Annotated in this window: 22 protein-coding genes and 1 riboswitch; of the genes, 8 read left to right on the forward strand and 14 right to left on the reverse strand. The window is 65.0% G+C overall.

The genetic code is table 11. From position 1 onward, the window contains the following. Positions 1 to 81 precede the first annotated feature (81 nt). Both bcsS and ACPFMJ_RS15655 read right to left on the reverse strand, forming a co-directional pair. The gene (bcsS, locus tag ACPFMJ_RS15650) at positions 82 to 780 is read right to left on the reverse strand and encodes a cellulose biosynthesis protein BcsS (protein ID WP_424360877.1); all 699 of its coding nucleotides are present in this window, start codon (positions 778 to 780) and stop codon (positions 82 to 84) included. 243 nt (positions 781 to 1023) lie between these two features. Beyond that, positions 1024 to 1857 carry an alpha/beta hydrolase gene (locus ACPFMJ_RS15655; RefSeq protein ID WP_424360878.1) on the reverse strand — a complete coding sequence of 278 codons (834 nt, stop codon included), beginning with the start codon at positions 1855 to 1857 and terminating at the stop codon, positions 1024 to 1026. 135 nt (positions 1858 to 1992) lie between these two features. On the opposite strand from ACPFMJ_RS15655, the gene ACPFMJ_RS15660 reads away from it, so the two are divergent. From ACPFMJ_RS15660 to ACPFMJ_RS15675, 4 genes are all read left to right on the forward strand, one after another. Then, positions 1993 to 3195 (forward strand): glycosyltransferase family 4 protein, encoded by a 1203-nt coding sequence (locus tag ACPFMJ_RS15660; protein ID WP_424363884.1) that lies wholly within the window; start codon positions 1993 to 1995, stop codon positions 3193 to 3195. Between the two features lie 84 nt (positions 3196 to 3279). Beyond that, positions 3280 to 3762: a DUF2147 domain-containing protein gene (locus ACPFMJ_RS15665; protein ID WP_424360879.1), complete on the forward strand. Its 483-nt coding sequence runs from the start codon at positions 3280 to 3282 to the stop codon at positions 3760 to 3762. A gap of 164 nt (positions 3763 to 3926) precedes the next feature. Continuing rightward, complete coding sequence (locus tag ACPFMJ_RS15670; RefSeq protein ID WP_424360880.1) at positions 3927 to 5780, forward strand: cation:proton antiporter; 1854 nt, start codon at positions 3927 to 3929, stop codon at positions 5778 to 5780. 167 nt (positions 5781 to 5947) lie between these two features. Next, positions 5948 to 6880 carry an IS1595 family transposase gene (locus ACPFMJ_RS15675; RefSeq protein ID WP_424360881.1) on the forward strand — a complete coding sequence of 311 codons (933 nt, stop codon included), beginning with the start codon at positions 5948 to 5950 and terminating at the stop codon, positions 6878 to 6880. A 138-nt stretch (positions 6881 to 7018) separates the two neighbouring features. Here ACPFMJ_RS15675 and ACPFMJ_RS15680 read toward each other — a convergent pair whose 3' ends face one another. After that, on the reverse strand, positions 7019 to 7834 hold the full coding sequence (locus ACPFMJ_RS15680; protein WP_424360882.1) for a DUF3800 domain-containing protein: 816 nt from the start codon (positions 7832 to 7834) through the stop codon (positions 7019 to 7021). On the opposite strand from ACPFMJ_RS15680, the gene ACPFMJ_RS15685 reads away from it, so the two are divergent. Continuing rightward, on the forward strand, positions 7833 to 8027 hold the full coding sequence (locus tag ACPFMJ_RS15685; protein WP_424360883.1) for a hypothetical protein: 195 nt from the start codon (positions 7833 to 7835) through the stop codon (positions 8025 to 8027). The two genes, ACPFMJ_RS15680 and ACPFMJ_RS15685, sit on opposite strands and share 2 nt — an antisense overlap. A gap of 163 nt (positions 8028 to 8190) precedes the next feature. Here ACPFMJ_RS15685 and ACPFMJ_RS15690 read toward each other — a convergent pair whose 3' ends face one another. After that, positions 8191 to 8727, reverse strand: coding sequence for a hypothetical protein (locus ACPFMJ_RS15690; RefSeq protein ID WP_424360884.1), 537 nt, complete (start codon positions 8725 to 8727; stop codon positions 8191 to 8193). A 121-nt stretch (positions 8728 to 8848) separates the two neighbouring features. Here ACPFMJ_RS15690 and ACPFMJ_RS15695 point away from each other — a divergent pair, with 121 nt between their 5' ends. Beyond that, positions 8849 to 9490: a S24 family peptidase gene (locus tag ACPFMJ_RS15695; protein ID WP_424360885.1), complete on the forward strand. Its 642-nt coding sequence runs from the start codon at positions 8849 to 8851 to the stop codon at positions 9488 to 9490. 52 nt (positions 9491 to 9542) lie between these two features. After that, positions 9543 to 10607 (forward strand): cytochrome-c peroxidase, encoded by a 1065-nt coding sequence (locus tag ACPFMJ_RS15700; RefSeq protein ID WP_424360886.1) that lies wholly within the window; start codon positions 9543 to 9545, stop codon positions 10605 to 10607. Between the two features lie 163 nt (positions 10608 to 10770). Here the strand turns inward: ACPFMJ_RS15700 and gcvPB are convergent, their stop codons facing one another. Genes gcvPB through gcvT form a run of 4 tightly spaced genes read right to left on the reverse strand, consistent with a single transcriptional unit; the run spans position 10771 to position 15164 of the window. Further along, complete coding sequence (gcvPB, locus tag ACPFMJ_RS15705) at positions 10771 to 12288, reverse strand: aminomethyl-transferring glycine dehydrogenase subunit GcvPB (RefSeq protein WP_424360887.1); 1518 nt, start codon at positions 12286 to 12288, stop codon at positions 10771 to 10773. Next, positions 12288 to 13628, reverse strand: coding sequence for an aminomethyl-transferring glycine dehydrogenase subunit GcvPA (gene gcvPA, locus ACPFMJ_RS15710; RefSeq protein ID WP_424360888.1), 1341 nt, complete (start codon positions 13626 to 13628; stop codon positions 12288 to 12290). The genes gcvPB and gcvPA overlap by 1 nt, the downstream gene beginning before the upstream one ends. A 20-nt stretch (positions 13629 to 13648) precedes the next feature. Then, positions 13649 to 14023 (reverse strand): glycine cleavage system protein GcvH, encoded by a 375-nt coding sequence (gcvH, locus tag ACPFMJ_RS15715; protein ID WP_424360889.1) that lies wholly within the window; start codon positions 14021 to 14023, stop codon positions 13649 to 13651. Positions 14024 to 14033: 10 nt separating this feature from the next. Continuing rightward, positions 14034 to 15164 (reverse strand): glycine cleavage system aminomethyltransferase GcvT, encoded by a 1131-nt coding sequence (gene gcvT / locus ACPFMJ_RS15720; protein ID WP_424360890.1) that lies wholly within the window; start codon positions 15162 to 15164, stop codon positions 14034 to 14036. Positions 15165 to 15333: 169 nt separating this feature from the next. Further along, positions 15334 to 15421, reverse strand: a riboswitch (glycine riboswitch). 158 nt (positions 15422 to 15579) lie between these two features. Between gcvT and ACPFMJ_RS15725 the strand changes: the two genes are divergently transcribed. Next, positions 15580 to 17610 carry a hypothetical protein gene (locus tag ACPFMJ_RS15725; RefSeq protein ID WP_424360891.1) on the forward strand — a complete coding sequence of 677 codons (2031 nt, stop codon included), beginning with the start codon at positions 15580 to 15582 and terminating at the stop codon, positions 17608 to 17610. A gap of 17 nt (positions 17611 to 17627) precedes the next feature. On the opposite strand, the gene msrA is transcribed toward ACPFMJ_RS15725, so the two are convergent. The 6 genes from msrA to ACPFMJ_RS15755 form a co-directional block, all read right to left on the reverse strand. Continuing rightward, on the reverse strand, positions 17628 to 18308 hold the full coding sequence (gene msrA, locus ACPFMJ_RS15730; protein WP_424360892.1) for a peptide-methionine (S)-S-oxide reductase MsrA: 681 nt from the start codon (positions 18306 to 18308) through the stop codon (positions 17628 to 17630). An 11-nt stretch (positions 18309 to 18319) separates the two neighbouring features. Then, entirely contained in the window at positions 18320 to 18844 is a 525-nt protein-coding gene (gene msrB / locus ACPFMJ_RS15735) for a peptide-methionine (R)-S-oxide reductase MsrB (RefSeq protein ID WP_424360893.1), read from the reverse strand. A 225-nt stretch (positions 18845 to 19069) separates the two neighbouring features. After that, positions 19070 to 20857: a DNA mismatch repair endonuclease MutL gene (gene mutL / locus ACPFMJ_RS15740; RefSeq protein WP_424360894.1), complete on the reverse strand. Its 1788-nt coding sequence runs from the start codon at positions 20855 to 20857 to the stop codon at positions 19070 to 19072. Positions 20858 to 20971: 114 nt separating this feature from the next. Then, positions 20972 to 21325, reverse strand: a complete 354-nt coding sequence (locus ACPFMJ_RS15745; protein ID WP_424360895.1) for a hypothetical protein — start codon at positions 21323 to 21325, stop codon at positions 20972 to 20974. Positions 21326 to 21408: 83 nt separating this feature from the next. After that, positions 21409 to 21876 (reverse strand): NfeD family protein, encoded by a 468-nt coding sequence (locus ACPFMJ_RS15750; protein WP_424360896.1) that lies wholly within the window; start codon positions 21874 to 21876, stop codon positions 21409 to 21411. Between the two features lie 166 nt (positions 21877 to 22042). Further along, positions 22043 to 23032: an SPFH domain-containing protein gene (locus ACPFMJ_RS15755; protein WP_424360897.1), complete on the reverse strand. Its 990-nt coding sequence runs from the start codon at positions 23030 to 23032 to the stop codon at positions 22043 to 22045. Positions 23033 to 23149 lie beyond the last annotated feature (117 nt).

A 23149-nucleotide genomic window follows, 5' to 3' on the forward strand; every position in this document is an offset into this window, starting at 1 on the left:
GATCTTCCCTTCCCGAAATGTAGACGGGGGAGATAAAAGCCACGTTAACGATGGGACCGCCGAGCCGTTTACCTAGGCGGATTAGAAAGTTACTCGCGTGTCGACCGTCCCGTAGAGGCCGCCGCCGCGCACGCGATCGTTAAGAAAGCCCATCGCGGCGCCGAATTGCAGCATGCCGAACCTGATGCCGGTCACATGGCCGCCGACGCGCCATTGCTGGAAGAAGTTGTCGCCCAGCATGCCGACCTCGGGGCCCACATAGATGCGGTCGGCGAAGGCCATGCCGAATTTCAGGCGGCCGTAGTAGGAGCTGAAATTCGAGGAGTAGGAGAACACGCCCGCGATCATCGTCTCCTTGGTCGGCGTGACGTAGAAGTCCGTCGCGACCTTGATGCCGACGCTCGTGCCCTTGGCCTGGTTGTTCGGGTCGTTGGGCGAAATCGTGGTGTTGACCATCTCGCCGCCGAGATAGACCGAGACGGTGGCGCGCTTGAAGACCCACTCATAACCCATGAGCAGGGCCCCGCCGGTCAGATTGCCGTTAACCTTGCCGACGTCCGTGGACTCATAGGTATAGGTGCCGACGATGCCGCTGCCGCGGACGCGGAAGCCGCTGCGGTCGAGCGGCGTGAAGGGGGCGATCGTGCCGATGATCGCGGCCGAATAGGCCGCCTGGCTGGTGCCGTCGAGAGCGATGTCGAGTGTCGCGCGCGGGGCCTTGGGGATCGGCGGCCCATCGGTCGGGACGCCCGTATACCAATCGGCGGCGCGCGCGCTCATCCCGAATGTCATCGAGATCGCTGAAGCGACGACGAGGGCCAAGATTCGAGACGCGCGCATGGTCGAGACAACTCATTTGTCTGGGGGGCGGTTTTCCGCCCTTCGCCGCATTCCGCGCCTGTCATGGCGCCTTTTGCGCGACCAGAGTTGCTTTACGGGACTTAACAAATTGATGCGGTTTTTCAGGAAGGATTTCTTATGCCTAAGATTGATTAAACAGCCGCGCTCTGGCGAAATCCCTCCTCAGGAAAAGAGGTCCGGCGCCGGGACGCCGGCGGGCGGCGCGCTCATCAGCGCCACGGCGGCGCCGAGCTGCGCGAGGTCTTCCGGGCGCGACAGACGGTGGTCGCCGTCGGCCACGAAGGTCAGGGTCACGGGGTCCGCCGAGAGATGCTCGACAAGCGTCAGCGCGTGGCGCCAGGGCACGTCCGGGTCCGCCATGCCCTGCAGGATATGGACGCGCGCATGGGCGCGGATGATTCCACCGAGCAGCAGATGCTTGCGTCCGTCCTCAATCAGCCGGCGGGTGATGGGGGTCGGGTGATCGGAATATTGCGAGGCGCGCATCCAGGCGCCTTTCTCCATGATCTCGCGGCGCGTCGCCTCGTCGAGATTCCTCCACATCAGTTCTTGCGTGAAGTCGACCGCCGGCGCGAGCAGCACGAGGCCCGCGAGACGATGGCTCTCTTTCTTCTCGGCGAGGCGGCGCGCCACCAGCAGCGCGATCCAGCCGCCCATCGAGCTGCCGACGACGATCTGGGGGCCTTTGGTCGAGCGCTCGAAGAGGGCCGCCGTCTGCTCCAGCCAGTCGCCGATGCAGCCGTCCTCGAATCGCCCCTCAGACGCGCCATGGCCGGAGTAATCGAATCGTAGAAAGGCGCGGCCTCTTTCCTGCGCCCATGCGTCGAGAAAGCCCGCCTTGGTCGACTCCATGTCAGAGGCGAACCCGCCGAGCCAGACGAGCCCGGGACCGCCGTCGCCCTTGCCCGTCGCCTCGCGCAGGCGCCGCGCAATGCGCCAGGGCGCGCCGCCGCAAGGATTGGAGACGTCGACGAAGTCTATTGCGGTCTCGCTCAAGCTGATCTCTCGGTTTAAGGGAGGCGCAAGTCCCGCGCGCTTGAATTCCCGCGTTTCGCTCATAGTTGGTAAATAATCTCGTAAGAGAATGCGAGCGTTCGCAACGTGACCAACGGCCCGCTCGTCCTTTATCAAATGTCCCAGTCCCTCGCCCCTCTCGCCGCCGCCGACTGCCTTCTGACGGGCCGCACGGTGCTGCAGATCGTTCCCGACCTTCAGTCGGGCGGGGCGGAGCGCGCCGCCATCGATATGGCCGAAGCCCTTTCGCAGGCGGGCGGCCGCAGTCTCGTCGCCTCGCGCGGCGGGCGCATGGTGAGCGAGCTCCAATCGAAAGGCGGCGTATGGCTGCCTTTCCCGGCGGCGACGAAGAATCCCATCTCCATGGCGCTCAATTCCGTGCAGCTCGCGCGAATCATCCGCGACGAGGGCGTCGACATCGTTCACGCCCGCTCGCGCGCGCCGGCCTGGGTCGCCTATTACGCGACGCGGCAGACCGGCGCGAAATTCGTCACCACCTATCACAGCGCCTATTACGGAACCTCGCCGATCAAACTGCGCTACAACGCCATCATGGCGTCGGGCGACGTCGTCATCGCCATCTCCGAATTCGCCGCGAAGCGCATTCGCGAGCTGCATCCCGAAGCCGCCGGGCGCGTCGTCGTCATTCCGCGCGGCGCGGATCTGCGCGCCTTCTCTCCGGCGTCCGTGTCGCCCGGGCGCGTGCAGAGGCTGCGCGCGGAGTGGGGCGTCGCCCCGCATGAGCGCGTGGTGCTGCTTCCCGCGCGCCTCGCCGCGCGAAAGGGCCATGGCGTGATGATCGACGCGGCGAAGCGCCTCGCCGCCGACTGGCAGGACGACATCCGTATCCTCTTCGTCGGCGATCCGCATAGCGACAGCTTCCGCCGCAACATCGAGACGCAGATCGCCCGCGCCGGCCTCGAGGGTTTCGTGCGCAATGTCGGCCATTGCGACGACATGCCCGCGGCCTATCTCGCGAGCGCCGTGATCGTCGCGCCCTCCACGGAGCCCGAGGCATTTGGCCGCGTCGCCATCGAGGCGCAGGCCATGGGCGCGCCGGTGATCGTCTCGGACATCGGCGCTTCGCCCGAGATCGTGCGCGCCCCGCCGCAATGCCCGCTGCACGAAGCGACCGGCTGGCGTGTGGCCCCTGGCGATCCGGCGGCGCTGGCGCGGGCCGTGGCCGAGGCGCTGGCGATGAAGGCGTCGGCGCGCGACGAGATGATGCTGCGGGCGCGGCTGAACGTGCAGTCGCGCTTCTCCGTCGAGCAGATGCAGCGCGCGACGCTCGAGGCCTATAAACGTCTGCTTCAGCCTTAGCCGCGACGAGTCCCCATTAACGCCGAAGAATCGCCCTTATGCGGCGGGATGCTTCCTTCATCGCCACGAAAAGGAGCGATCGAAATGAAGCGTATTTTTGTATTCGATCCCTTCGCGCTTGGTCTGGCGCGTCTTGCGGCCCCGGCCGCGGCTCTCGCTCTTCTCGCCGCGCCGGTTGCGGCGGTGGGCGCCACCGATCCCAAAGATCCGCACGGCGTCTGGCTGCGGCCGGAAGGCGGCGAGCAGTTCAGCTTCTACGATTGCGGGGCGCAGCTCTGCGCCAAGCTCATCTCGGTGAAGAAGGCCGAGGACGAGAAGTCGATCGGCACAGTCATCCTGCGCGGCGCGACGAAGAGCGGCCCCAACGAATGGAAGGGCAAGCTCTACAACGCCCAGGACGGCAAGACCTATGACGGTTTCATCACCATCAAATCCGCAAACGAGCTGCGGTTGAAAGGGTGCCTCTGGGGCTTCCTGTGCAGCGGCGAGACCTGGACGCGCGTCGCCGCGGCCAAGAACGCCGCCGCGGCGCCCGTGAATGGTAAGGAGTCCGCGCGCGCCGAATAGTCCCGGTTCAGGCCGACCCTCCAGCCAACTTTTAGCGCCGCCTTTCGGGGCGGCGCTTTTTTGTGCGCGCCAGAGACAAAGTTTTGTCCTGAGCGCGCTCGCCAAACGCGCCGTCGCCTTTACATTCGCTAAGTCGAATCAATGTCGCGGCGGCGGGGGGCTCATTGGGGGAAAATCCGTTACATCTGGAGTCTTATCGCGAGGCGCTGGTCTTTCTCGCCACGGCGGGCGTCGTCGTCCCGCTGTTCCATCGCCTCCGCGTCAGCCCCGTCCTCGGCTTTCTGCTCGCCGGCGCGGCGCTGGGGCCGCATGGGCTGGGGCGTTTCGCCGCGCCCGGCAATATCGCCTCCTTCTTCACCATCGCCGACGTGCAGGGCGTCTCGCAGCTCGCGGAGTTCGGGCTCGTTTTCCTGCTCTTCATGATCGGGCTGGAGCTCTCCTGGGAGCGCCTCGCGCGCCTGCGGCGCCTCGTCTTCGGTCTCGGCCTCGCGCAGGTCGCGGTCTGCGCGACCGTTCTCGCCCTTGTCGGCCATCACTGGTTCGGCGTCGGGGCGGCGCCCTCCATCCTGATGGGCGCGGCGCTGGCGATGTCCTCGACCGCCGTCGTCATGCCGGTCCTCTCGGAGGGAAGGCGCATCAACAAGACGCCCGGCCGCGTCGCCTTCTCGGTTTTGCTGCTGCAGGACCTCATGGTCGCGCCCGCGCTGTTCTTCGTCTCCTTCATGGCGCAGGCCAAGGATGGTTTCAGCGCGATGCAGGCGGTCTCCGCCTTTCTGCCGGCCTTTCTCGCCCTCGCCGGCCTCATTATCTTCGGCCGTCTGCTGCTGCGCCCGCTGTTCAGGCTCGTGGCGTCGGCCCAGCTCACGGAGCTGTTCATGGCCGCCTGCCTGCTCGTCGTCGTGGGCGAGGCGCTGGTCACGGCGGCGGCAGGGCTCTCCATGGGCCTCGGCGCCTTCGTCGCCGGCCTGCTGCTGGCCGAGACCGAGTTCCGCCGCGAGATCGAGGTGACGATCGAGCCCTTCAAGGGTCTGCTGCTCGGCCTGTTCTTCGTGTCGGTCGGCGCGGGCCTCGACATCGGCGCCGTCGTCGCCGATCCGGCCCCGGTCATGCTGAACGCGCTCGGCCTGACGGCGGTGAAGGCGGCCATCATCTTCCCGCTCGCTCTGCTCTTCGGCATCGAATGGGGCGCGGCGGCGGAAGCGGCGCTGCTTCTGGCGCCCGGCGGCGAATTCGCCTTCGCGCTTCTCACCTCCGCCATGCTGGCCGGGGTGCTGCCTGGCCATTTCGGCGCGGACGCCATGGTCGTGGTGACGCTGTCGATCTTCTTCATCCCGTTTCTGGGCCGGATCGGCGCGCGGCTCGGCCAGCCGGCGGAGCGCGAGGACGACGAAGCCAAATACGCCCATCTCGCGCCGGAAAGCGGGATCGCCGAGGGGCGCGTGGTCATCGTCGGCTTCGGGCGCATTGGCAGCCTGGTGGGCGAGATGCTCTCCCGCCACAACGTGCCCTTCGTCGCGGTCGAAAATGTCGTCTCGCTGGTCTCCCAGGGCCGGGAGAAGGGCGTCGAGATCTATTGGGGCAACGCCGCGCGGCGGGAGTTTCTGCTCAAATGCGGCCTGGAGCAGGCCCGCGCGCTGGTCGTCACCATCGAGAACGCGCCCGCCGTCGAGGAGATCGTGCGCCTCGCCCATGAAATCCGCGACGACCTCATCATCGTCGCCCGCGCCCGCGACGCCCGCCACGCCACGACGCTCTATGGACTTGGAGCCAGCGACGCGATCCCCGAGACGATCGAAGCGAGCCTCCAGCTCGCCGAGACCGTGCTCGTCGATGTCGGCGTGCCCATGGGCTACGTCATCGCCTCGATCCACGAGAAGCGCGACGAGTTCCGCAAGATTCTGCAGCCCACGGGCGAGGAGGCGCGGGCGCGCCAGACCGAGCGGCGCAATGAAATCAAGCGCGAACAGGCCCGCCGCCGCATCTCCGGCCCCGCGAAGGAGGCGGAGGAGGAGGCTTAGGCTTTGCTTTATTGTCGGGTCGAAAAGCTCGTCGAATCCGACAATTGACTAAACCGGGTTGGAATAAAAGAAATTCGACTTGCCCCGTGCGGCGGGAGGATATATTGGCTATTATGTAGTTTACAAACCACGGACGATGATGTAGCTTAAGAGTCAAGGAGCTAGTCATGTCCGTTCTTTCGAAGCCGTATTTCCACGATGAGGCAAAAGCCTTCGAGCATGTGGAAAAAATCCTATGGCCCCTCGGCCCGGTTTGCCCGCATTGCGGCTCGGTCTCCGAAAAGCACTACGATCTGCGCAAAACCCGCATGGGCCTGCGCAAGTGCCGGGATTGCCGCAAGCAGTTCACCGTGAAGGTTGGGACGGTTTTCGAGTCGGCGCATATCCCGCTGAACAAGATGCTTCAGGCCGTTTACCTGATGACCGCCTCCAAGAAGGGCGTGAGCGCTCACCAGCTGCACCGCATTCTTGAGGTTCAGTACAAGACGGCGTGGTTTCTGGCTCACCGCATCCGCGAAGCCATGCGCGACGGCACGCTTGCGCCTATGGGTGGCGCTGGTGGCGTTGTGGAAGCCGACGAGACGTATTTTGGCGACAAGGACGTGGTGACGAAGCGCACGAAGCGCGGCAAGTCTGCCCTGTCGTCCAAGCGCGCGGTTGTGGCTCTAGTTGAGCGTGGCGGCTCGGTTCGCTCGTTCCACGTCGAGCGCGCGGACAAGAAGACCGTCGCCAAGATCGTGGCCGACAACATCGACCGCGAGGCTACACTCTACACGGACGAAAGCCGCCTTTATCCAGAGGTTGGCGAGACGTTCGCCAAGCATGACACTGTGACGCACAGCCACGAAGAGTACGTTCGCGGCGATGTCCACACGAACACGGTTGAGGGCGTTTTCTCGATCTTCAAGCGCGGTATGCGGGGCGTCTATCACCATTGCGGTGAAAAGCATCTGCATCGCTATTTGGCTGAGTTTGATTTCCGCTACAACCACCGCTCGAAGCTTGGTTGCGAGGATCAGGAGCGCGCGTCTCGTGCGCTGAAAGGCATCAGCGGAAAACGCCTTACCTACCGCTGGCCTGACGAAAACTCCTTGACTTGATAAGAAAATAGTACAGATCGAGCGACTTTTGCTCTTGACGATTCGTGGTATTTTCTTATTGTCAAGAGCAATCCACAGCGATTCTGTCGCGGGTGGAGGGACAAGCTACGCTTGGATGGCCCCCGTTTCGGGGGCCGTTTAGCGTTTAGCTCTAGTTGGTCGCCAGAGGCGACCATAGCCGTCTGGTCTGCCTTTCCAATCTCGATAAAACTTTTCCTCCTCCAATATACCGCAGAGAGTTTGAACGAACGGCCCTGTTATTGGGTGCCGTCGTGTGTGCATAAATCTCACATGCTGAAGCGCGGGTCCGGCGATAAGGTCGGCTAACTGCGCACCTGGCTTGCAATCAGATTTTGTTACTATGTTCAATTCTTTCGAACAAAATACAGAAGAAAGCTTCTCTCCTGAAATGTAAGTGTATCCAGTCTCTAGTGCGTTCTTATATTTTTCTTTAAGTTTTTGGTCTCTGCCTTGGTTCTTTGTTTCAATATTGACCTCCGCTATCATGTCCCTGCGTAAAAAGTAATAGGCCCTTTCTAACACAGCTTGGACAAGAACCTCATAAAAATCGCCTGACCATTCAGGGTAGCGCCAATACCATTCGACCTTATCTACACATGCGGTTATGACGACATATTTCGCCCTCTTAAACATTGATAAGGCGTCTGCATCCCACGCAGCGCGCTTTGCGTCGTCTCTAAGCACAGAAAACGGTCCGTGATCTGGGGGAGAATTGAGTACTCTTCGGTGCAGGTTATGAGGCGTACCGTCCGCCTTCGTCCCGAAATGCCTCTCAACCAGCATGGCGAAGCTGCTATTGAAGACCTCGTCAAGGTATTGGGCTTCTAGGATAACGGCGGAGATCGAACCATATCTTTGGTTGTGATCGTTTGTGGCACTCGCGTCCACGTTCCCGCTGTCATCCATGTAAATTCGGTAGAGGGTCTTCGGCATGGTCACCAAACAGAAAACGGGAGCGTCAGGATCGCAGTCTGAGCGATTCGCTGAAGCGGCAAAAGCGCTTGAATGCGACGAATCCGAAGAGCGCTTTGACGAGGCGCTAAAGAAGGTCGCGCGGCATAAGCCTACAAAAGAAGTGATCGCCACCCCATCTGGGAAGGATGCAAAAACAGATGACGAGCGCTGATGGCGCAGAAGCGCGGCTGGAGAGCTTTCTTTCTGACCTATCGAAAGTAGGCCGCTTCCACGGAATCGCCCTCACGGGCGAGTTCCGTGCCTATCTGATGGAGCCGGAAGATTACATGTTCGATTATTCGTCGGACAGCCACGGTTCCATCGTTCTCGGAGAATCACCGAGGGATTCTAACGGAAATTCCTGATCCCGGACCCGGAGGGATGCCAAGAGCGGGCTCTACGCCTTGGCTTTTGCGAAGGTCGATTAGAAGAACCTCTGGCTCGCACAACAACCCGATCTTCTCTTCGGATTCAGGACGAGGAACCGCAACTTGTTTTGCGCGGTAAACCTCAAGCCTAGGCAGCCCGGCTTCTAAGGCCCTGCGACTCAAGCCGCGGCAGTAGTAGCGGTTGAATTCGCTTTCGGCCAAAACGTCCGCCGCATTGTGTGGAACCTTCGCTTGGATCACCTTGCCGTTGGCGAGTTGTCTCGTGGGCATTGCATTGAATGACCCAGCCATCTGCAAAGTTCTAGATAGCGTTTCGTCGGAGCCCGTTCGCGCAGCATCGAGGAGATATTCCGGCCAATTGCCTTGTCCGGTCTGTGTCAGGTAGCTGCTTCGGTAAATTTTATCTGACGCGATATCCATTTCGATCTCCTCGACCATGAAGCGGCGTGTTTCTTCATCGAGGTTCTCGTAAGCAAGTCCCATCTTCCGAATCCTGTAGCTGCGCAATTAGATGAGCAGCTTAGCCGATTCGGGCGGTGGTTTACAAAGTACATAATTGCGGATATATTCCTATCTAGGAATTCTTCCCGCCACGGCCTTTCCGATGACCGACATTCTCTCTCACGCGCAGATCTGGGCCGCGCTCGACGCGCTCGGCGAGCGCTACGGCCTGACCCCTTCCGGGCTCGCGCGCAAGGCCGGGCTGGACCCGACCACCTTCAACCGCTCCAAGCGCGAGACGCCGGAAGGGCGCCAGCGCTGGCCCTCGACCGAGTCCATCGCCAAGGTCTTGCAGGCGACCGGGGCGAGCCTCGACGAGTTCATGGCGCTGGTCTCCGCCAACAGCGCGGCGACGCGGCGCCATACGCGGCCCTTGATCGGCCTCGCCCAGGCGGGGGAGGGCGGCTTTTTCGACGACGCCGGCTTCGCCGTGGGCGCCGGCTGGGACGAGATCGACGTGCTCGCCGACGCCGACGAACACTCCTATGCGCTGGAAATATCCGGGGACTCGATGGCCCCGCTTTATCGCGACGGCGACATCGTCATCGTCTCTCCGGCTGCGCCCATTCGCCGCGGCGACCGCGTCGTGGTGAAAACCATTGCGGGCGAGATCATGGCCAAGGAGCTGAAGCGCCAGACCGCCCGCCTGATCGAGCTGCGTTCGATCAATCCGGCCTTCGCCGACCGCGTCATTCCGCGCGAGGAAGTGAGCTGGATGGCGCGGATTTTATGGGCGAGCCAGTAAGAAGAGCTGTGCTATAGAACGATTCCCGTGCTTTCCGGAGATGGGTCCGAACATGCGTCACTCCCTCATCGCCTCGCTTTTCGTTCTTCTGCCGCTTGCCGCGGGCGGCGCCCGCGCGGAGGACGCCCTGCGCGATCAGGCGAAGGGGCTTTTCGAGCCGATTCCAAAGACGGCGCCGGCCTTTGCCGACAATCCCGCGACGCCCGAGAAGCTCGCGCTCGGCAAGATGCTCTATTTCGAACCCCGCCTCTCCGAAAGCCGCGCCTTCGCCTGCGCCACCTGCCATAATCTGAGCATGGGCGGCGTCGATGGCGGCGCGCTCTCCAGCGGCGCCGCGCAACTCGCGGGCCGCGAGGTGCAGACCGTGTTCAACGCGGTCTTCAACAAGACCCAATATTGGGACGGCCGAGCGGCCGACCTGCAGGATCAGGTCGTGAATTCGGTGATGGCGAATCCGAAGGCCATGCTGAAGACGCGCGGCGGCCCGATGGCGATCAACCCTGCCGAACTCGCCGCGACGAAGCGGCGCGAAATCGAGCAGCTCAAGGCCATCCCCGCCTATGAGGGAGCCTTCAGGAAGGCGTTCCCCGGCGACGCCGAACCGCTCGACTACGACAATATCGGCAAGTCCATCGCGGTGTTCGAGGCGACCCTGATCACGCCCGACGCGCCTTTCGACCGCTGGCTGACCGGCGACGACGCCGCGCTTTCGGACGACCAGAAGGCGGGCCTCAAGCTCTTCATGGACAAGGGCTGCTCGGGTTGCCACAACGGCGTCAACATCGGCGGCAAGAGCTACGCCAAGTTCGGCGTCATCGCCAATCCCGGCCCCGAGCATCTTCCGGCGGAGGACGCCGGCCGCTACGCCGTGACGAAGAACATCGCCGACCGCTACGTCTTCAAGGTCCCGTCGCTGCGCAACGTCGAACTGACGGCCCCTTATTTCCACACGGGCTCGACTTTCGATCTCCGCAAGGCCGTGAATGTGATGGCCGAGTCGCAGCTCGGCGTGAAGCTCTCCGACGACGAAACGACGAAACTCGTCGCCTTCCTCAAGTCGCTGACCGGCAAGCAGCCCGAGATCGTGCTGCCGATCCTGCCGCCGCGCGATCGGTGAGCCTCTGAGTGAACCAATAAAAAGGCGGGCGCCGCGAGGGCCCGCCTTTTTTGTTGGGCGCTTTGCAGCGCTCGGTAAATCCCGAGGGCCCCTCATGCTGGGGAGCCGGCGAAGCAGGCGTCCCGAAGCGAGAGGGGCGTCAGCCTGTCTGTTGCGTTTTCGCTTACGCGGGGTCCCACCTCAGAACCGGCTTTCGCGCCGCGAGCGTCTCGTCCACGCGGCGGCGCGGCGCGAAGCGCGGCGCCTGGGTGAAGCGCTTCGCATCGCCCTCCTTCGCGCTTTTCGCGAGATCGCGCAGCGTGGCGATGAAGAGATCGAGCGAGTCTTTCGACTCAGATTCCGTCGGCTCGATCAGCATGGCGCCGTGAACGACGAGCGGGAAATACATCGTCATCGGATGATAGCCCTCGTCGATCATCGCCTTGGCGAAATCGAGCGTCGTGACGCCAGTGCCTTTCAGCCAGGCGTCGTCGAACAGCACTTCGTGCATGCAGGGCCGGTCGCCGAAAGGCTGGGTCATCACGTCGCGCAGCGAGGCGCGCACGTAATTCGCCGACAGCACGGCGTCTTTCGACGCCTGCGTCACGCCGTCGCCGCCATGCGCGAGCATGTAAGCCAGAGCGCGCACGAACATGCCCATCTGGCCGTGAAAGGCCGTCATGCGGCCAAAGCTCTGCGTCCCTTCCGCATGTTCGACCATTTCGAGCGTCTCGCCGTTGCGGCGGATGAAGGGAATGGGCGCGAAGGGCGCGAGGCGCTCGGAGAGAACGACAGGCCCGGCGCCCGGCCCGCCGCCGCCATGGGGCGTCGAGAAGGTCTTGTGCAGATTGATATGCATGGCGTCGACGCCGAAATCGCCGGGGCGCGCGACGCCGGCGATGGCGTTGAAATTCGCGCCGTCGCAATAAAAGAAAGCGCCCGCCGCATGCACGGCCTCGGCGATCTCGACGATTTCGCGCTCGAAGAGCCCGCATGTGTTGGGGTTCGTCAGCATGATCGCCGCGACGTCGGGACCGAGCGCCGCGCGCACGGCCTCGGCGCGCACGGTTCCGTCTTCCGCCGCCGGCACGACGCGCACGGAAAAGCCGAGCAGCGCCGCCGTCGCCGGATTGGTGCCATGCGCCGATTGTGGAATGAGCACGACATTGCGCGTCGCGCCTTCGCCCTTCGCCGCAATGGCCGATTTGATCGCCATCATGCCGCAGAGCTCGCCATGCGCGCCCGCCTTCGGCGAGAGCGCCACGGCGTGCATGCCGGTGAGCGTCATCAGCCAGTGGGCGAGCGACTCCATGAGAGAGAGCGCGCCTTGCGCGGTCGAGACCGGCTGCAGCGGATGAATGTCCGCGAGGCCCTCGAGCCGCGCCATCTTCTCGTTCAGGCGCGGATTGTGCTTCATCGTGCAGGAGCCGAGCGGATAGAGGCCCGCGTCGATCGAATAGTTCTTGCGCGACAGGCGCACATAATGGCGCATCGTCTCCGGCTCGGTGAGGCCGGGAAGGCCGATGCCGCCCTTGCGTTCGACGCCGCCAAGGCGCGAGGCGACTTGCGGCGCCTCGTCCAGGTCGACGCCCGTGGCGTCGAGACGGCCGATCTCGAAGAGCAAGGGCTCTTCCTGATCGAGCGCGCGATTGCCCGTGAAGGTCTCAGGCGTTTCGTCAATGTGAGCGGGGCGATCGAGCATCAGAGCGCTTCCTCGAGGGCGGCGACGAGCGCCGCGCGGTCTTCATGCGTATTGGTTTCGGTGCTGGCGACGAGAAGCAGATCGTCGAGGCCCGCCTTCGGGAGGAGCCGCGATACGGGAACGCCCGCGAGCACGCCTCTCGCCGCCAGCTTCTCGACGAGCGACGCGGCGTCGCCCTTCACGCGAATGGTGAATTCGTTGAAGAAGCTCTTGTTGAGGACTTCCACATTCGGGAGCTTCTCCAGCATCTCCGCCAGCGCGACGGCGTTGGCGTGATTGAGCTTTGCGAGCCTCATGAGCCCCGCTTCGCCGAGCAGCGTCAGATGGATGGTGAAGGCGAGCGCGCAGAGGCCCGAATTGGTGCAGATGTTGGAGGTCGCCTTGTCGCGGCGGATGTGCTGTTCGCGCGTCGAGAGCGTCAGCACATAGGAGCGCCGCCCGTCGGCGTCGACGCTCTCGCCCGCGAGGCGGCCCGGCATTTGCCGCACATAATCGTGCCGCGTCGCGAAGAGGCCGACATAGGGGCCACCGAAATTCAGCGCATTGCCGATGGACTGGCCTTCGCCCACGACGATATCCGCGCCAAACGCGCCCGGCGGCGTCAGCAGGCCGAGCGACACGGCTTCGGTGAAAACCGCGATGAGCAGCGCGCCATGCTTGTGGCAGGCTTCCGCGATCTTCGTCAGGTCGCGCAGATTGCCGAAGAAATCAGGCGTCTGCACGACGACGCAGGACAGCGTGTCGTCGATGCGCGCGATCAGATCCTCCGCGCCGAAGACGTCCGGCGGCAGATCCGCGACTTCGTCCTCGGCGAGGCGCGAGATCGTGCGCACCACCTCGGCGTAATGGGGATGCAATCCGCCCGAGAGCAGCGCCTTGCGCCGTTTCGTCAAGCGGTGCGCCATCAGCACGGCTTCGGCGGTCGCGGTCGAGCCGTCATACATGGAGGCGTTCGCCACATCCATGCCGGTCAACAGCGCGACCTGCGTCTGAAACTCGAAGAGATATTGCAGCGTGCCCTGCGAAATCTCCGGCTGATAAGGCGTGTAGCTCGTGAGAAATTCCGAGCGCTGTATCAGATGATCGACGCTCGCGGGCACGTGATGCCTGTAGGCCCCGGCGCCGACGAAAAAGGGGACGCGGCCCGCCGGCGTGTTGAGCGCGGAGAGGCGCGAAAAGATGCGCTCGACCTCGAGCTCGGATTTGTGGGGCGGCAGATCGAGCGGCGCCTTCAGAAGCGTCGACGCCGGCGCGTCCGCGTAAAGCGCCTCTACGTTGGCGACGCCGATCTTGGTCAGCATCGCCTTTCTGTCGGCCTCGGACAGAGGATGATAGCGCATCTTTTTCCTGCCCCTTTCAGCTACAAGGTCTTCACGAAGCCGGCATAGGCCGCTTCGTCCATCAGCGTTTCGGGCTCTCCGGCGTTTTCGACGCGCAGCTTCACGAGCCACCCGCCCGCGAGCGGATCGTCATTGACGAGGGCGGGTCTCTCGCCGAGTTCGGGATTGACCTCGACGACTTCGCCCGAGATCGGCGCATAGACTTCGCTCGCCGCCTTCACGCTCTCGATGACGGCGAGCTCCGATCCTTTCGTCACCTTCTTTCCGATCGTGGGCAGATCGACGAAGACGATGTCGCCGAGCTGCGCCTGCGCATAATCGGAAATGCCGATCGTGGCGACGTCGCCGTCGAGGCGCAGATATTCGTGATCCTTGGTGAAACGCAGGCCGCTCATGTCGTCTTCCTTAGTTCGGCTTGAAGTAGCGATGCGCGACGAATGGCAGCGGCGCGACGTCGACGCCGATGCGATTGCCGCGCAGCTCGGTGAAAACGGTGACGCCCGTCGCGGCGAAGGCGCGCGCGACATAACCCATGGCGATCGGCCGCTGCAGCGTCGGCGAGAAGCCGCCCGAGGTGACGTGCCCGACGACTTCGCCGCTGTCGGAGATGAGCATGGCGCCCTCGCGCACCGGCGCCTTCGATTTTGGCAGCAGGCCGACTCGCAGACGCGCCGGTCCGTTGCGTAACCCGGCGTCGATGCGGTCGAAGCCCGGAAAGCCGCCTTCCATGCGTCGCCTCTTGCCGATCGACCAGGCGAGGCCCGCCTCTACGGGGTCGGTCGTCTCGTCGAGCTCATGGCCGTAGAGCGGCAGCCCCGCTTCGAGCCGCAGCGCGTCGCGCGCGCCGAGACCGACGGGCGCGACGTCGGGATTTTGGAGAAGCGCCTTGACGAACATTTCGGCGCGGTCGGCGCGCAGGGAGATTTCGAACCCATCCTCGCCCGTATAGCCGCTGCGCGAGACGAAGAAGCTCGAATCGCCCTCCTCGAAGGCCTGCCAATGCATGAAGCGGATGTCCTCGGCGCCGGGGAGGAGGGCGCCGAGGACTGACGCCGCGCGCGGCCCCTGAAGGGCGATCAGCGTGCGGCCCAATGGAAGAAAATCGAATTGCGGCAGGCGCTCGCGAATGAGCGCGAAATCGTCCGCCTTGCGCGAGGCGTTGACGACGAGAAGCAGCCGCTCCTCGACGCCGGGGAGGCGCGTGACGAGAAGGTCGTCGAGGATGCCGCCTTTTTCGTTCAGGAACTGCGTGTAGCGGGTGCGACCGGGGGCGAGGCCGGAAATGTCGCCGGGCGTCAGGCTCTCCAGCGCCCGCGCTGCGCCGGCGCCGGCGAGAATCGCCTGTCCCATATGCGACACGTCGAAGAGCCCCGCCTTTTGGCGCGTATGCAGCGTCTCCGAGACGATGCCGCCGGCATATTGCAGGGGCATGTCATAGCCCGCGAACGCGGCCATGCGCGCGCCAAGGCTGCGATGCAGCGCATCGAGCGGCAGTTGCGCCAGCGGCGCGCTCTCTTGGTTGGGCTCGGCGGACATTACGAAACTCTCCGGCATGGGGCCATCGGCGCGGAAAGCGGGATCCCCCCTGTCCGCGCGCCCCCTCTGTCCGGTGACCTGAGAGATTTCCCCGAGCCCTGACGGGTCTTGCGGGTTACGCCCTTCGGTGGACGAAGCGCTTGCGCGCCGCGCCGCTTTCCAGAGTCTCTTCTCCGTCGCGGTCCTTTTGCCTGAGCGTTTCCGGGGCGGTTTCGCCTTCGGCGCCGGCATGCGCCGGTCTCTCCCGCGAAGGAGCTAGCCGTTCAAAGATGTGCCTCGTTTTGCGTTGCGTCAAGCCGAGCCTTCGCGAAATTTGCGCGCAAGGGGCCCACCCGGCTATTCTTTCGGCGCCTTTCCCCCGCATGGCTGGCGGCGCCATGCTTCATCTTGGCTTTCACTCTGGGCGCTGCGGCGAATGTGGCAGGAGCAGTTCGACTATTTTTGGGACGGCCGGCGACGGCTCGTCATCGGCGGCTTCGACGGCGCCGAGCCCGCGCCCTCTCCGGCGGCGCGTCCGGCGCTCACCGTGGTCTCGGCGCGCGACGCCGACTTTGAGAAGGAGCCGACGCTCGTCGACGCCATCGACGCCGCGCGCTGGCGCGCGGGCCCCGCGGTCTTCGACGTGCCGGCCGATCATCGTTTCGTGCGCCTCGTCGCCGCCGATGGGGGCGAACTGACGCTGCATCTCGGTTCCGAGCGCGACCAGCCGCCTTCGGGCGATTACCGTCTGCTGATGACGCTTCTGCCAGAGAGCAGCGGCGCGGAAGCGGTGTTTCGTCTCGTCTCTCTTTCGCCGCGCGGCGATGTGGAGCGCCTCGCCCGCGAGCAGACGGCGGGCGCGGGGGCCCGGCTCGTCTGGGCCTTCGGCCAGCGCCGCGCCTTCGAACAGGCGCCGAGCGGCGAGCTGATCGCGCGTCTCTCGCCGGCGCGCCGCATCTTTCCCGCCTATCAGAGCCGGTTGTTGCTCGAAGCGCGCGCGCTCGAGACCGAAACGGCCGCCGACACGCGGGAGGCGCCTTTCGCCGTCATGCAGCATTGGCTGCGCGAGAACGGCGCGCCGCGCGCGGCGCTGCGGCTGCGCATTCCCGATTCGCTCGAAGAAAGCGCGACCCTCCTCGGCCGCACCTCGGTCGCCCTCGCCCTCAATCAGCGCCGCCGCCTGCGCGGCTGGATGCAGGAGCAGAAGCAGGCGGGCGAGCCGATCATCGACCCCTTGACCTTCGACGACATTCGCCAGGCCACGGGGGAGCCCGAGGAATATCCCGACGCGGTCGAATCGAACGACGCCTTCGTCGTCGCGAATCTCCTCAACCTGCTGCTCGACCCCGATTCGCCCGAGGCCGACGGCGTCGCCGTGCGCCGGAGCGCCGAGAAGAACGGCGCGGGGCTCGGCGAGACCATCGAGATCGATTTCTACGGCGCGGCGTTCGGGGACGATGTCGGCCTCGTCTCGCCGGCGGCGCGCGCGGGCGATCTTGGCGCCGCGCCCATCGACCCTGGCGGGCCGCCTTTCGCGCGGCTGTTTCGCGTCGAGGCGGATGGGCTCGTCCCTCGCCGCCTCGCAGACGACGATCCGCTGCTCGACGAATTGATGCGCCGAGCCTCCGCAGCCTCGGCGCGCGTCAGCACCGGCGCCGCCGCGCGAGCCTTCGCCGAGCGTGCGGCGGGGCTAAAGGGGCGCCGCGAGAAGCTCGTCGCCGGCGCCAATGACGCGCTGGCCCGCGCCGGCTTCCCCGCACGCTTTTCGGCGGCGGGCCTCTGGGATGTTTTCGAGCCGTTGCAGCAGGCGAATTTCGCGGCGCTGGTCACGGAAGCCAGCGCGCCTGCGCGAGAGGCGCTGCAAAAGGCCGGGGGCTATGCGGCCTATGGAGCCGATCCGGCGGTCGCGGTTCTTCTCTCGCGCGGCGGGCCTTTGGTCGAGAACCCTCGCATTGGCGGGGAGCCGCGCGGGGCCGTCTCGCTCGCCGCGCGCTATGCGGCCGCCTGCGGCGCCGAGGGCATGCTGCCGCCGGGGCTCAACCTCGCGGACCAGCTCGCCGCGCTGGGCGCGCTGTCGCAGGAGGAGGATGCGCGCATTATGCGCGAGGCGCGCATCGGCCTGTCGCCCGATTTAAACCTGCGCCGCGCCGCCGCGCTCGCCGCGCGCCATCTCCTCGACGCGGCCGGCGTCGAGCGCGCCATCGCGCATTTCGAGGGTCACCGCGATCTCGAAAGCGCGTCGGCGCTCACCGACTATCTCGCCGCGCGCCGCGCGGGCCGCTGGGTCGCGGCGTCGTCCGCCCCCGCGCTTGCGGCCCTCATCGCGCGCGCGGGGGTTGAGCGCGAGGAAGAACAGACCCGCGTCGCCGCCGGGATGAGCGCCGCCGCCGCCGCGCCCCCGCCTGCGACGGAACCGCCGCCGCCGGAAAAGCCGAAGGGATTTTTCAAGCGGTTGTTCCGGGGGTGATCCTCCCTCTTCCCGTTTTACGGGGAGAGGGAAGTCGATGCGGGCGCCTCTCTGTAGATCTCGGGAAACAGCTTCTTCAAATTCTCGATCTTCGGCAGATCGTTATAGACGATATAAGGCGCGCGCGGATGCTGGATCAGATAGTCCTGATGATAGGCCTCCGCCGGATAGAAGCGGGCGAGCAGTTCGAGCTTCGTGACGATCGGCTTTTCGAAAGTCTTCGCGGATGAAAGCTGCGCGATATAGTCGCGCGCGGCCTTTTCCTGCTCCGGCGTCGCGACGAAAATCGCCGAGCGATATTGCGTCCCTTCGTCCGGCCCCTGGCGGTTCAGTTGCGTCGGATCGTGGACGACCGAGAAATAGACCTGCATCAATTTGCCGAGGCTCACCGCCTTGGGATCGTATGTGACCTCGACCGACTCTGCGTGACCCGTGTCGCCCTGCGAGACGAGATCGTAATGCGCGGTCTTTTCGGATCCGCCCGCATAGCCGGAGACGGCGCGCGTCACGCCCTTCACATGCTGAAAGACGCCCTGCACGCCCCAGAAGCAGCCGCCGGCGACGACGAGCTTTTGCGGCCCGCTCGCCATCGGCGCCGGGTCATAGGCGGGCGGCGGCAGGCTGACGGCGCGCTCGGCGGCGGCGAGCGGGGCTGCGAGAAAGGCGAGGGCGGCGAGCGTCAGAAAAGGGCGCTTCATTTCGGGCGCCCTCACGCCGCGCCGCGCGGGACGAAACGCAAGGCGACGCCATTCATGCAATAGCGCAGCCCCGTCGGCTTCGGCCCGTCGGTGAAGACATGGCCGAGATGCGCGTCGCAGCGCCTGCAGGAGACGGCGACGCGGCGCATTCCATAGGAGTTGTCCACGCTCTCGACGACATTGGTCTTCGAGATCGGCGCGAAGAAGCTCGGCCAGCCGGTGCCGGAATCATATTTCGTCTTCGAGTCGAACAGCGTCGTGTCGCAGCAGATACAGCGGAACAGGCCGTCGTCATGCGCGTCCCAATAGGGCCCGGTGAAGGCGCGCTCCGTGCCCTCATGGCGCGTCACGTCATAGGCCAGCGCCGAGAGCTGTTTGCGCCATTCGGCGTCGGTCTTGACGACCTTGTCGACGTGCGCGACGCCGAGGCTTTTTCCCGAGGCGTCGAAGGATTCGATCTCGACGCTCTCCGCGGCGCGGGCGCGCCAGGGGAGGAGGGAGAGCGCGGAGGCCGCCACGATTTGTCGTCTGTTCAAGAAACGCTCCTGCAATCCGTCATTGCAAGCCGAGTGAAGCGATCTGGAGCCCCCTCCCCAACCCTCCCCCGCAAGCGCGAGAGGGAGCAGATTCCCGCCTTCCCCGACGTCGCTGATCGCGAACGTCCCTCTCCCGCTAGCGGGGGAGGGACAGGGAGGGGGCGCTTCGTTCGTCCTGACGGCGGGCATGCAGCTTAGATAAGTTCCGCCATCCCCCGCTCAAGCTCACTTCCGGCCAAAAAGCTTCTCGATGTCGGAAAGCTTCAGCTCCACATAGGTCGGGCGCCCGTGATTGCATTGCGCGGCGCCCGGCGTCGTCTCCATCTCCCGCAGCAGCGCGTTCATCTCGGCCGGCGAGAGGCGACGCCCCGCGCGCACGGAATGATGGCAGGCGCAGGTCGCGAGCACATGGTCGAGCTTGCGCGAGAGGGCGCGCGCGTCGCCTTCTTCGGCGAGCAGATCCGCGATGTCCTCGACGAGCCGCTTGTGGTTGACGTCGCCAAGGATCGCGGGCGCCTCGCGCACCAGCGCGGCGCCGGGGCCGAAAGGCTCCAGAACGAGGCCGAGCGACGCCAGTTCCTCGAAGGCGGGAGCCAGCGCGTTCATCCGCGCCTCGTCGAGATCGACCACGACGGGCATGAGCAGGATTTGCCGCGCGACGCCGGTCTCCTCGCGCTGCTTTTTCAGCTTCTCATAGACGAGCCGCTCATGCGCCGCGTGCTGATCGACGATGACGAGCCCGTTTCGCGTCTGCGCGATGATATAGGTTTCGTGTAACTGCGCCCGCGCGGCGCCGAGCGGGGCGTCGTCAATCGCTTCGACCGGCGCCTCATGCACGCGCGCTTCCGGCGCGCCGACATCGAAGGCCGCTTGCGGCGCCTCTGCAAAGCCCGACGGCGCAAAGGGCGAGCGCGCAATGTCCCAATTGGCGGGCGGCGGCGCGCGATAGGGCGATCCGTAACGCGGCGCGCCGCCTTGCGCCAGCATGTCGATCGCCGTGCGCGCGTTTGTGTTGGCGCTGCGATGGCTTTGCGCGCTCAGCGCCTGTTTCAGCGCGCCGACGACGAGGCCGCGCACGAGGCCGGGATCGGCGAAGCGCACTTCCGCCTTCGCCGGATGGACGTTCACATCGACGATGCGCGGGTCGCAGTCGATGAAAAGCGCGACGGTCGGATGCCTGTCATGGGCGAGGAAGTCGAGATAGGCGGCCCGAATGGCGCCGGCGAAGAGCTTGTCGCGAACGGGCCGGCCGTTGACATAGACATATTGCGCCTGGGCGTTGCCGCGATTGTAGGTCGGCAGGCTCGCAAGACCCGTGAGCCGAACGCCCTGCCGCTCGGCGTCGATCGGAAAAGCGTTGGCGCGGAACTCGTCGCCCAGCACCTGCGCGATGCGCCGCGCAATGTCTTCGCCGCAGGCCGGGTAGTCGAACAGCGCACCGCCGTCGGTCGAGAGGGAAAAGCGCACGTCGGGATGCGCCATGGCGAGACGTTTCACGACATCGATGACGGCGGCCGTCTCGGTGCGCTCGGTCTTGAGAAATTTCAGCCGCGCCGGCGTCGCGGCGAAAAGCGCGCGCGCCTCGATCCGCGTGCCGCGCGGCCAGTTCGAGGCGGCGAGCCCGCGCTTCTCGCCGGCCTCCACGCGGATCGAAAAGCCGCAATCCGCGCCGCGCGCGCGGGTGTCGATCGTAAGGTCCGCGACGGCGGCGATAGAGGGCAGCGCCTCACCGCGAAAGCCGAGCGTCGCGATCTGCGTGAGATCGCCATCGGGGATCTTGGAGGTGGCGTGGCGCTCAATGGCGAGGGCGAGGTCAGCTTCGTCCATGCCGCAACCATCGTCGATGACGCGAATGAGCCCGCGCCCGCCTTCCTCGATGGCGACGTCGATGCGCGTCGCCCCCGCGTCGAGCGCGTTCTCGACCAACTCCTTCACGGCCGAAGCCGGGCGCTCGACGACTTCGCCGGCGGCGATGCGGTCGACGAGAATGGGATCGAGGCGGCGAACGGGCATTCAGCGGTCCAATGAGGGGGCGTCAGCGCACCCTATCGGATTCGCTCGATCAAGCCCAATGCAGACGCCGCCGACTTCCGCCGGCGACGTTGCATGTCAATCGGATGCTGGCGCTCAGATGTCGAATTTTTCGGAGCTGTCCGCCCATTTCACGATAATGCCTTTCGTTCCGCGAACGCCGTCGAGCGGCAGGCTCTCGTGATAGGCGCCGATCGCCGGCAGCACGATGCCGGGAACGCTGGCGATCACCTCGATCTCCCAATATTCCGGCTGGCGAATGTAAACGAGCGGCGAAAGCTTCACCTTCATGTTCAGATAGGGCTTGCTGCCCGAGACGATGAGAATGAACGTGTTGTTGACGAAGCCCGGCCGCACTTCGGCAGAGGCCTTGTTGCCGGCGATGGTTCTGGCGAGAAGCTTCCAGCTCGCAGCGGCCGGCGCTTTTTCGAAATCATAGGCTGCTGACATGTCTTTTTCTCCAAAAAATTGAAAAATTGTCGCTCGCATAAAACGACTTAGGGAAACGTCGCTCGAGCGCGATGGTTCCCTCGTCACTCGCCCGACGGCGCCAGCACCAGCACGAGATTCTCCACCCGCGCCACCCGCGCCCGGGCGCCGGGCGCGAGGCTTTCAACAGGCGCATCGGCCGCGAGCCGGGCCTCCCAATTGAGGCCGGACCAGTGCACGCGGCCGCCATCCTTCGTCACTTCATGCGTCGTGACGAGTTCGCGGCCGATGAGGTCGCTGCTCTGGTCTTCCTGCACGTCGGCCGACTGAAAGCGCTGCAGCCAGCGCCAGCCCAATCGGGCGATGACGAGGCTGGCGACGGCGACGATGGCGAGCGTCTCGGCGAGGGCGGGGCGCCAGCCGGTCGCGTAGAAGAGGAGGCTTGTGAAAATCGAGCCCGCGCCGACGAACATCACCGGCGAGAGGCCGATGACGAGAATGTCGACGGCGAGCAGCACGAGGCCGGCGACGAGGCTGGCGTTGGCTGGATCGAAGAGGAAAGAGGGTTCCATTTTGTCACCGATTTGGGTGTTGCCCCCTCTCCCCGCCTGCGGGGAGAGGGTTGGGGTGAGGGGCGGGGCGTCCGTTCGAGCGCTGCGCGGACGCTTCGCCCCTCACCCTCGCTTCGCTCGACCTCTCCCCGCGATGCGGGGAGAGGTTAATGTCACGCCGCGCGTCTTACTCCGGCCGCTGCTGCCAAGGCTGCGTATTATTGCGCGCGGGCGCCTGCGGCGTCCCGCCCTTGTTGACCGTGTTCAGCACCGCCATGGCCTTGGCGATCCAGCCCGCGGGATCGGCGCCGTCGCCCATCAGCACGAGGGAGTTCCCCGCCTTGGCGAGGCGGCCATATTGCTCGATGGCGCTCTTGGCCACTTCGAGCTGCACGGCCGCGTCGCCGCCCTGCTGCGTGATCTGCGAGCGAACGAGTTCGATCGCCTTCGCCTGGCCCTCGGCGCGCAGGATCGCGGCCTGCTTCTCGCCTTCGGCGCGGTTGATCTCGGACTGTTTCACGCCTTCCGATTCCAGCACGGCGGCGCGCTTGTCGCGCTCGGCCTTCATCTGCCGCTCCATGGACTGGCGCAGCGACTCGGGCATCTTGATGTCCTTGATCTCGTAGCGCGTCACATGCGCGCCCCAGAGCTGCGCCGCGTCGGAGACAGCGCGCACCACGCGCTCATTGATCTCGCTCCGGTTCTCGAAAGTCTTGTCGAGCTCCATGGAGCCGATCGCCGAGCGCATCGAGGTCTGCGCCATATTGACGATGGCGCGGCGGATGTCCTCCGCGCCATAGGCGGCGTCCTTGGCGTTGATGATCTTGTAATAGAGCACGCCGTCAATGGTGACGGTGGCGTTGTCCTTGGTGATGGCGTCCTGCGCCGGCACGTCGATGACCTGCTCTCGCATGTCGAAGGCGTAGGCCACGCGCTCGACGATGGGATAGACGAAATTGACGCCCGCCGTGAGCGTGCGGTTGTAGCGCCCGAGGCGCTCGATCACGAGGACGCTCTGCTGGCGCACGAAGCGCACCATGCTGGCGAGGGCGAGCAAGGCGAGGTAGGCGAACCAGAACAGCGGATTATGCAGGATCGACAGGCCGATGCCGTAATGCTGGTCGAGGATCAAAAGGCCGATCGATACGACGCCGAAAATGAAAAGCGGGAAACCCATGGATTCCTCCAGAGCGCATTCCGCACAAGCTGAGACTTCTGCGATCGGAACGCGCGAAAGGTCACGAGACCGGCGCGATTTCTGATCGCTCCCATGATTTCATGCAAGCGGAAAGCG

It is taken from the genome of Methylocystis parvus, from assembly GCF_049675845.1.
GTDB classification, from domain to species: Bacteria; Pseudomonadota; Alphaproteobacteria; order Rhizobiales; family Beijerinckiaceae; genus Methylocystis; species Methylocystis parvus_A.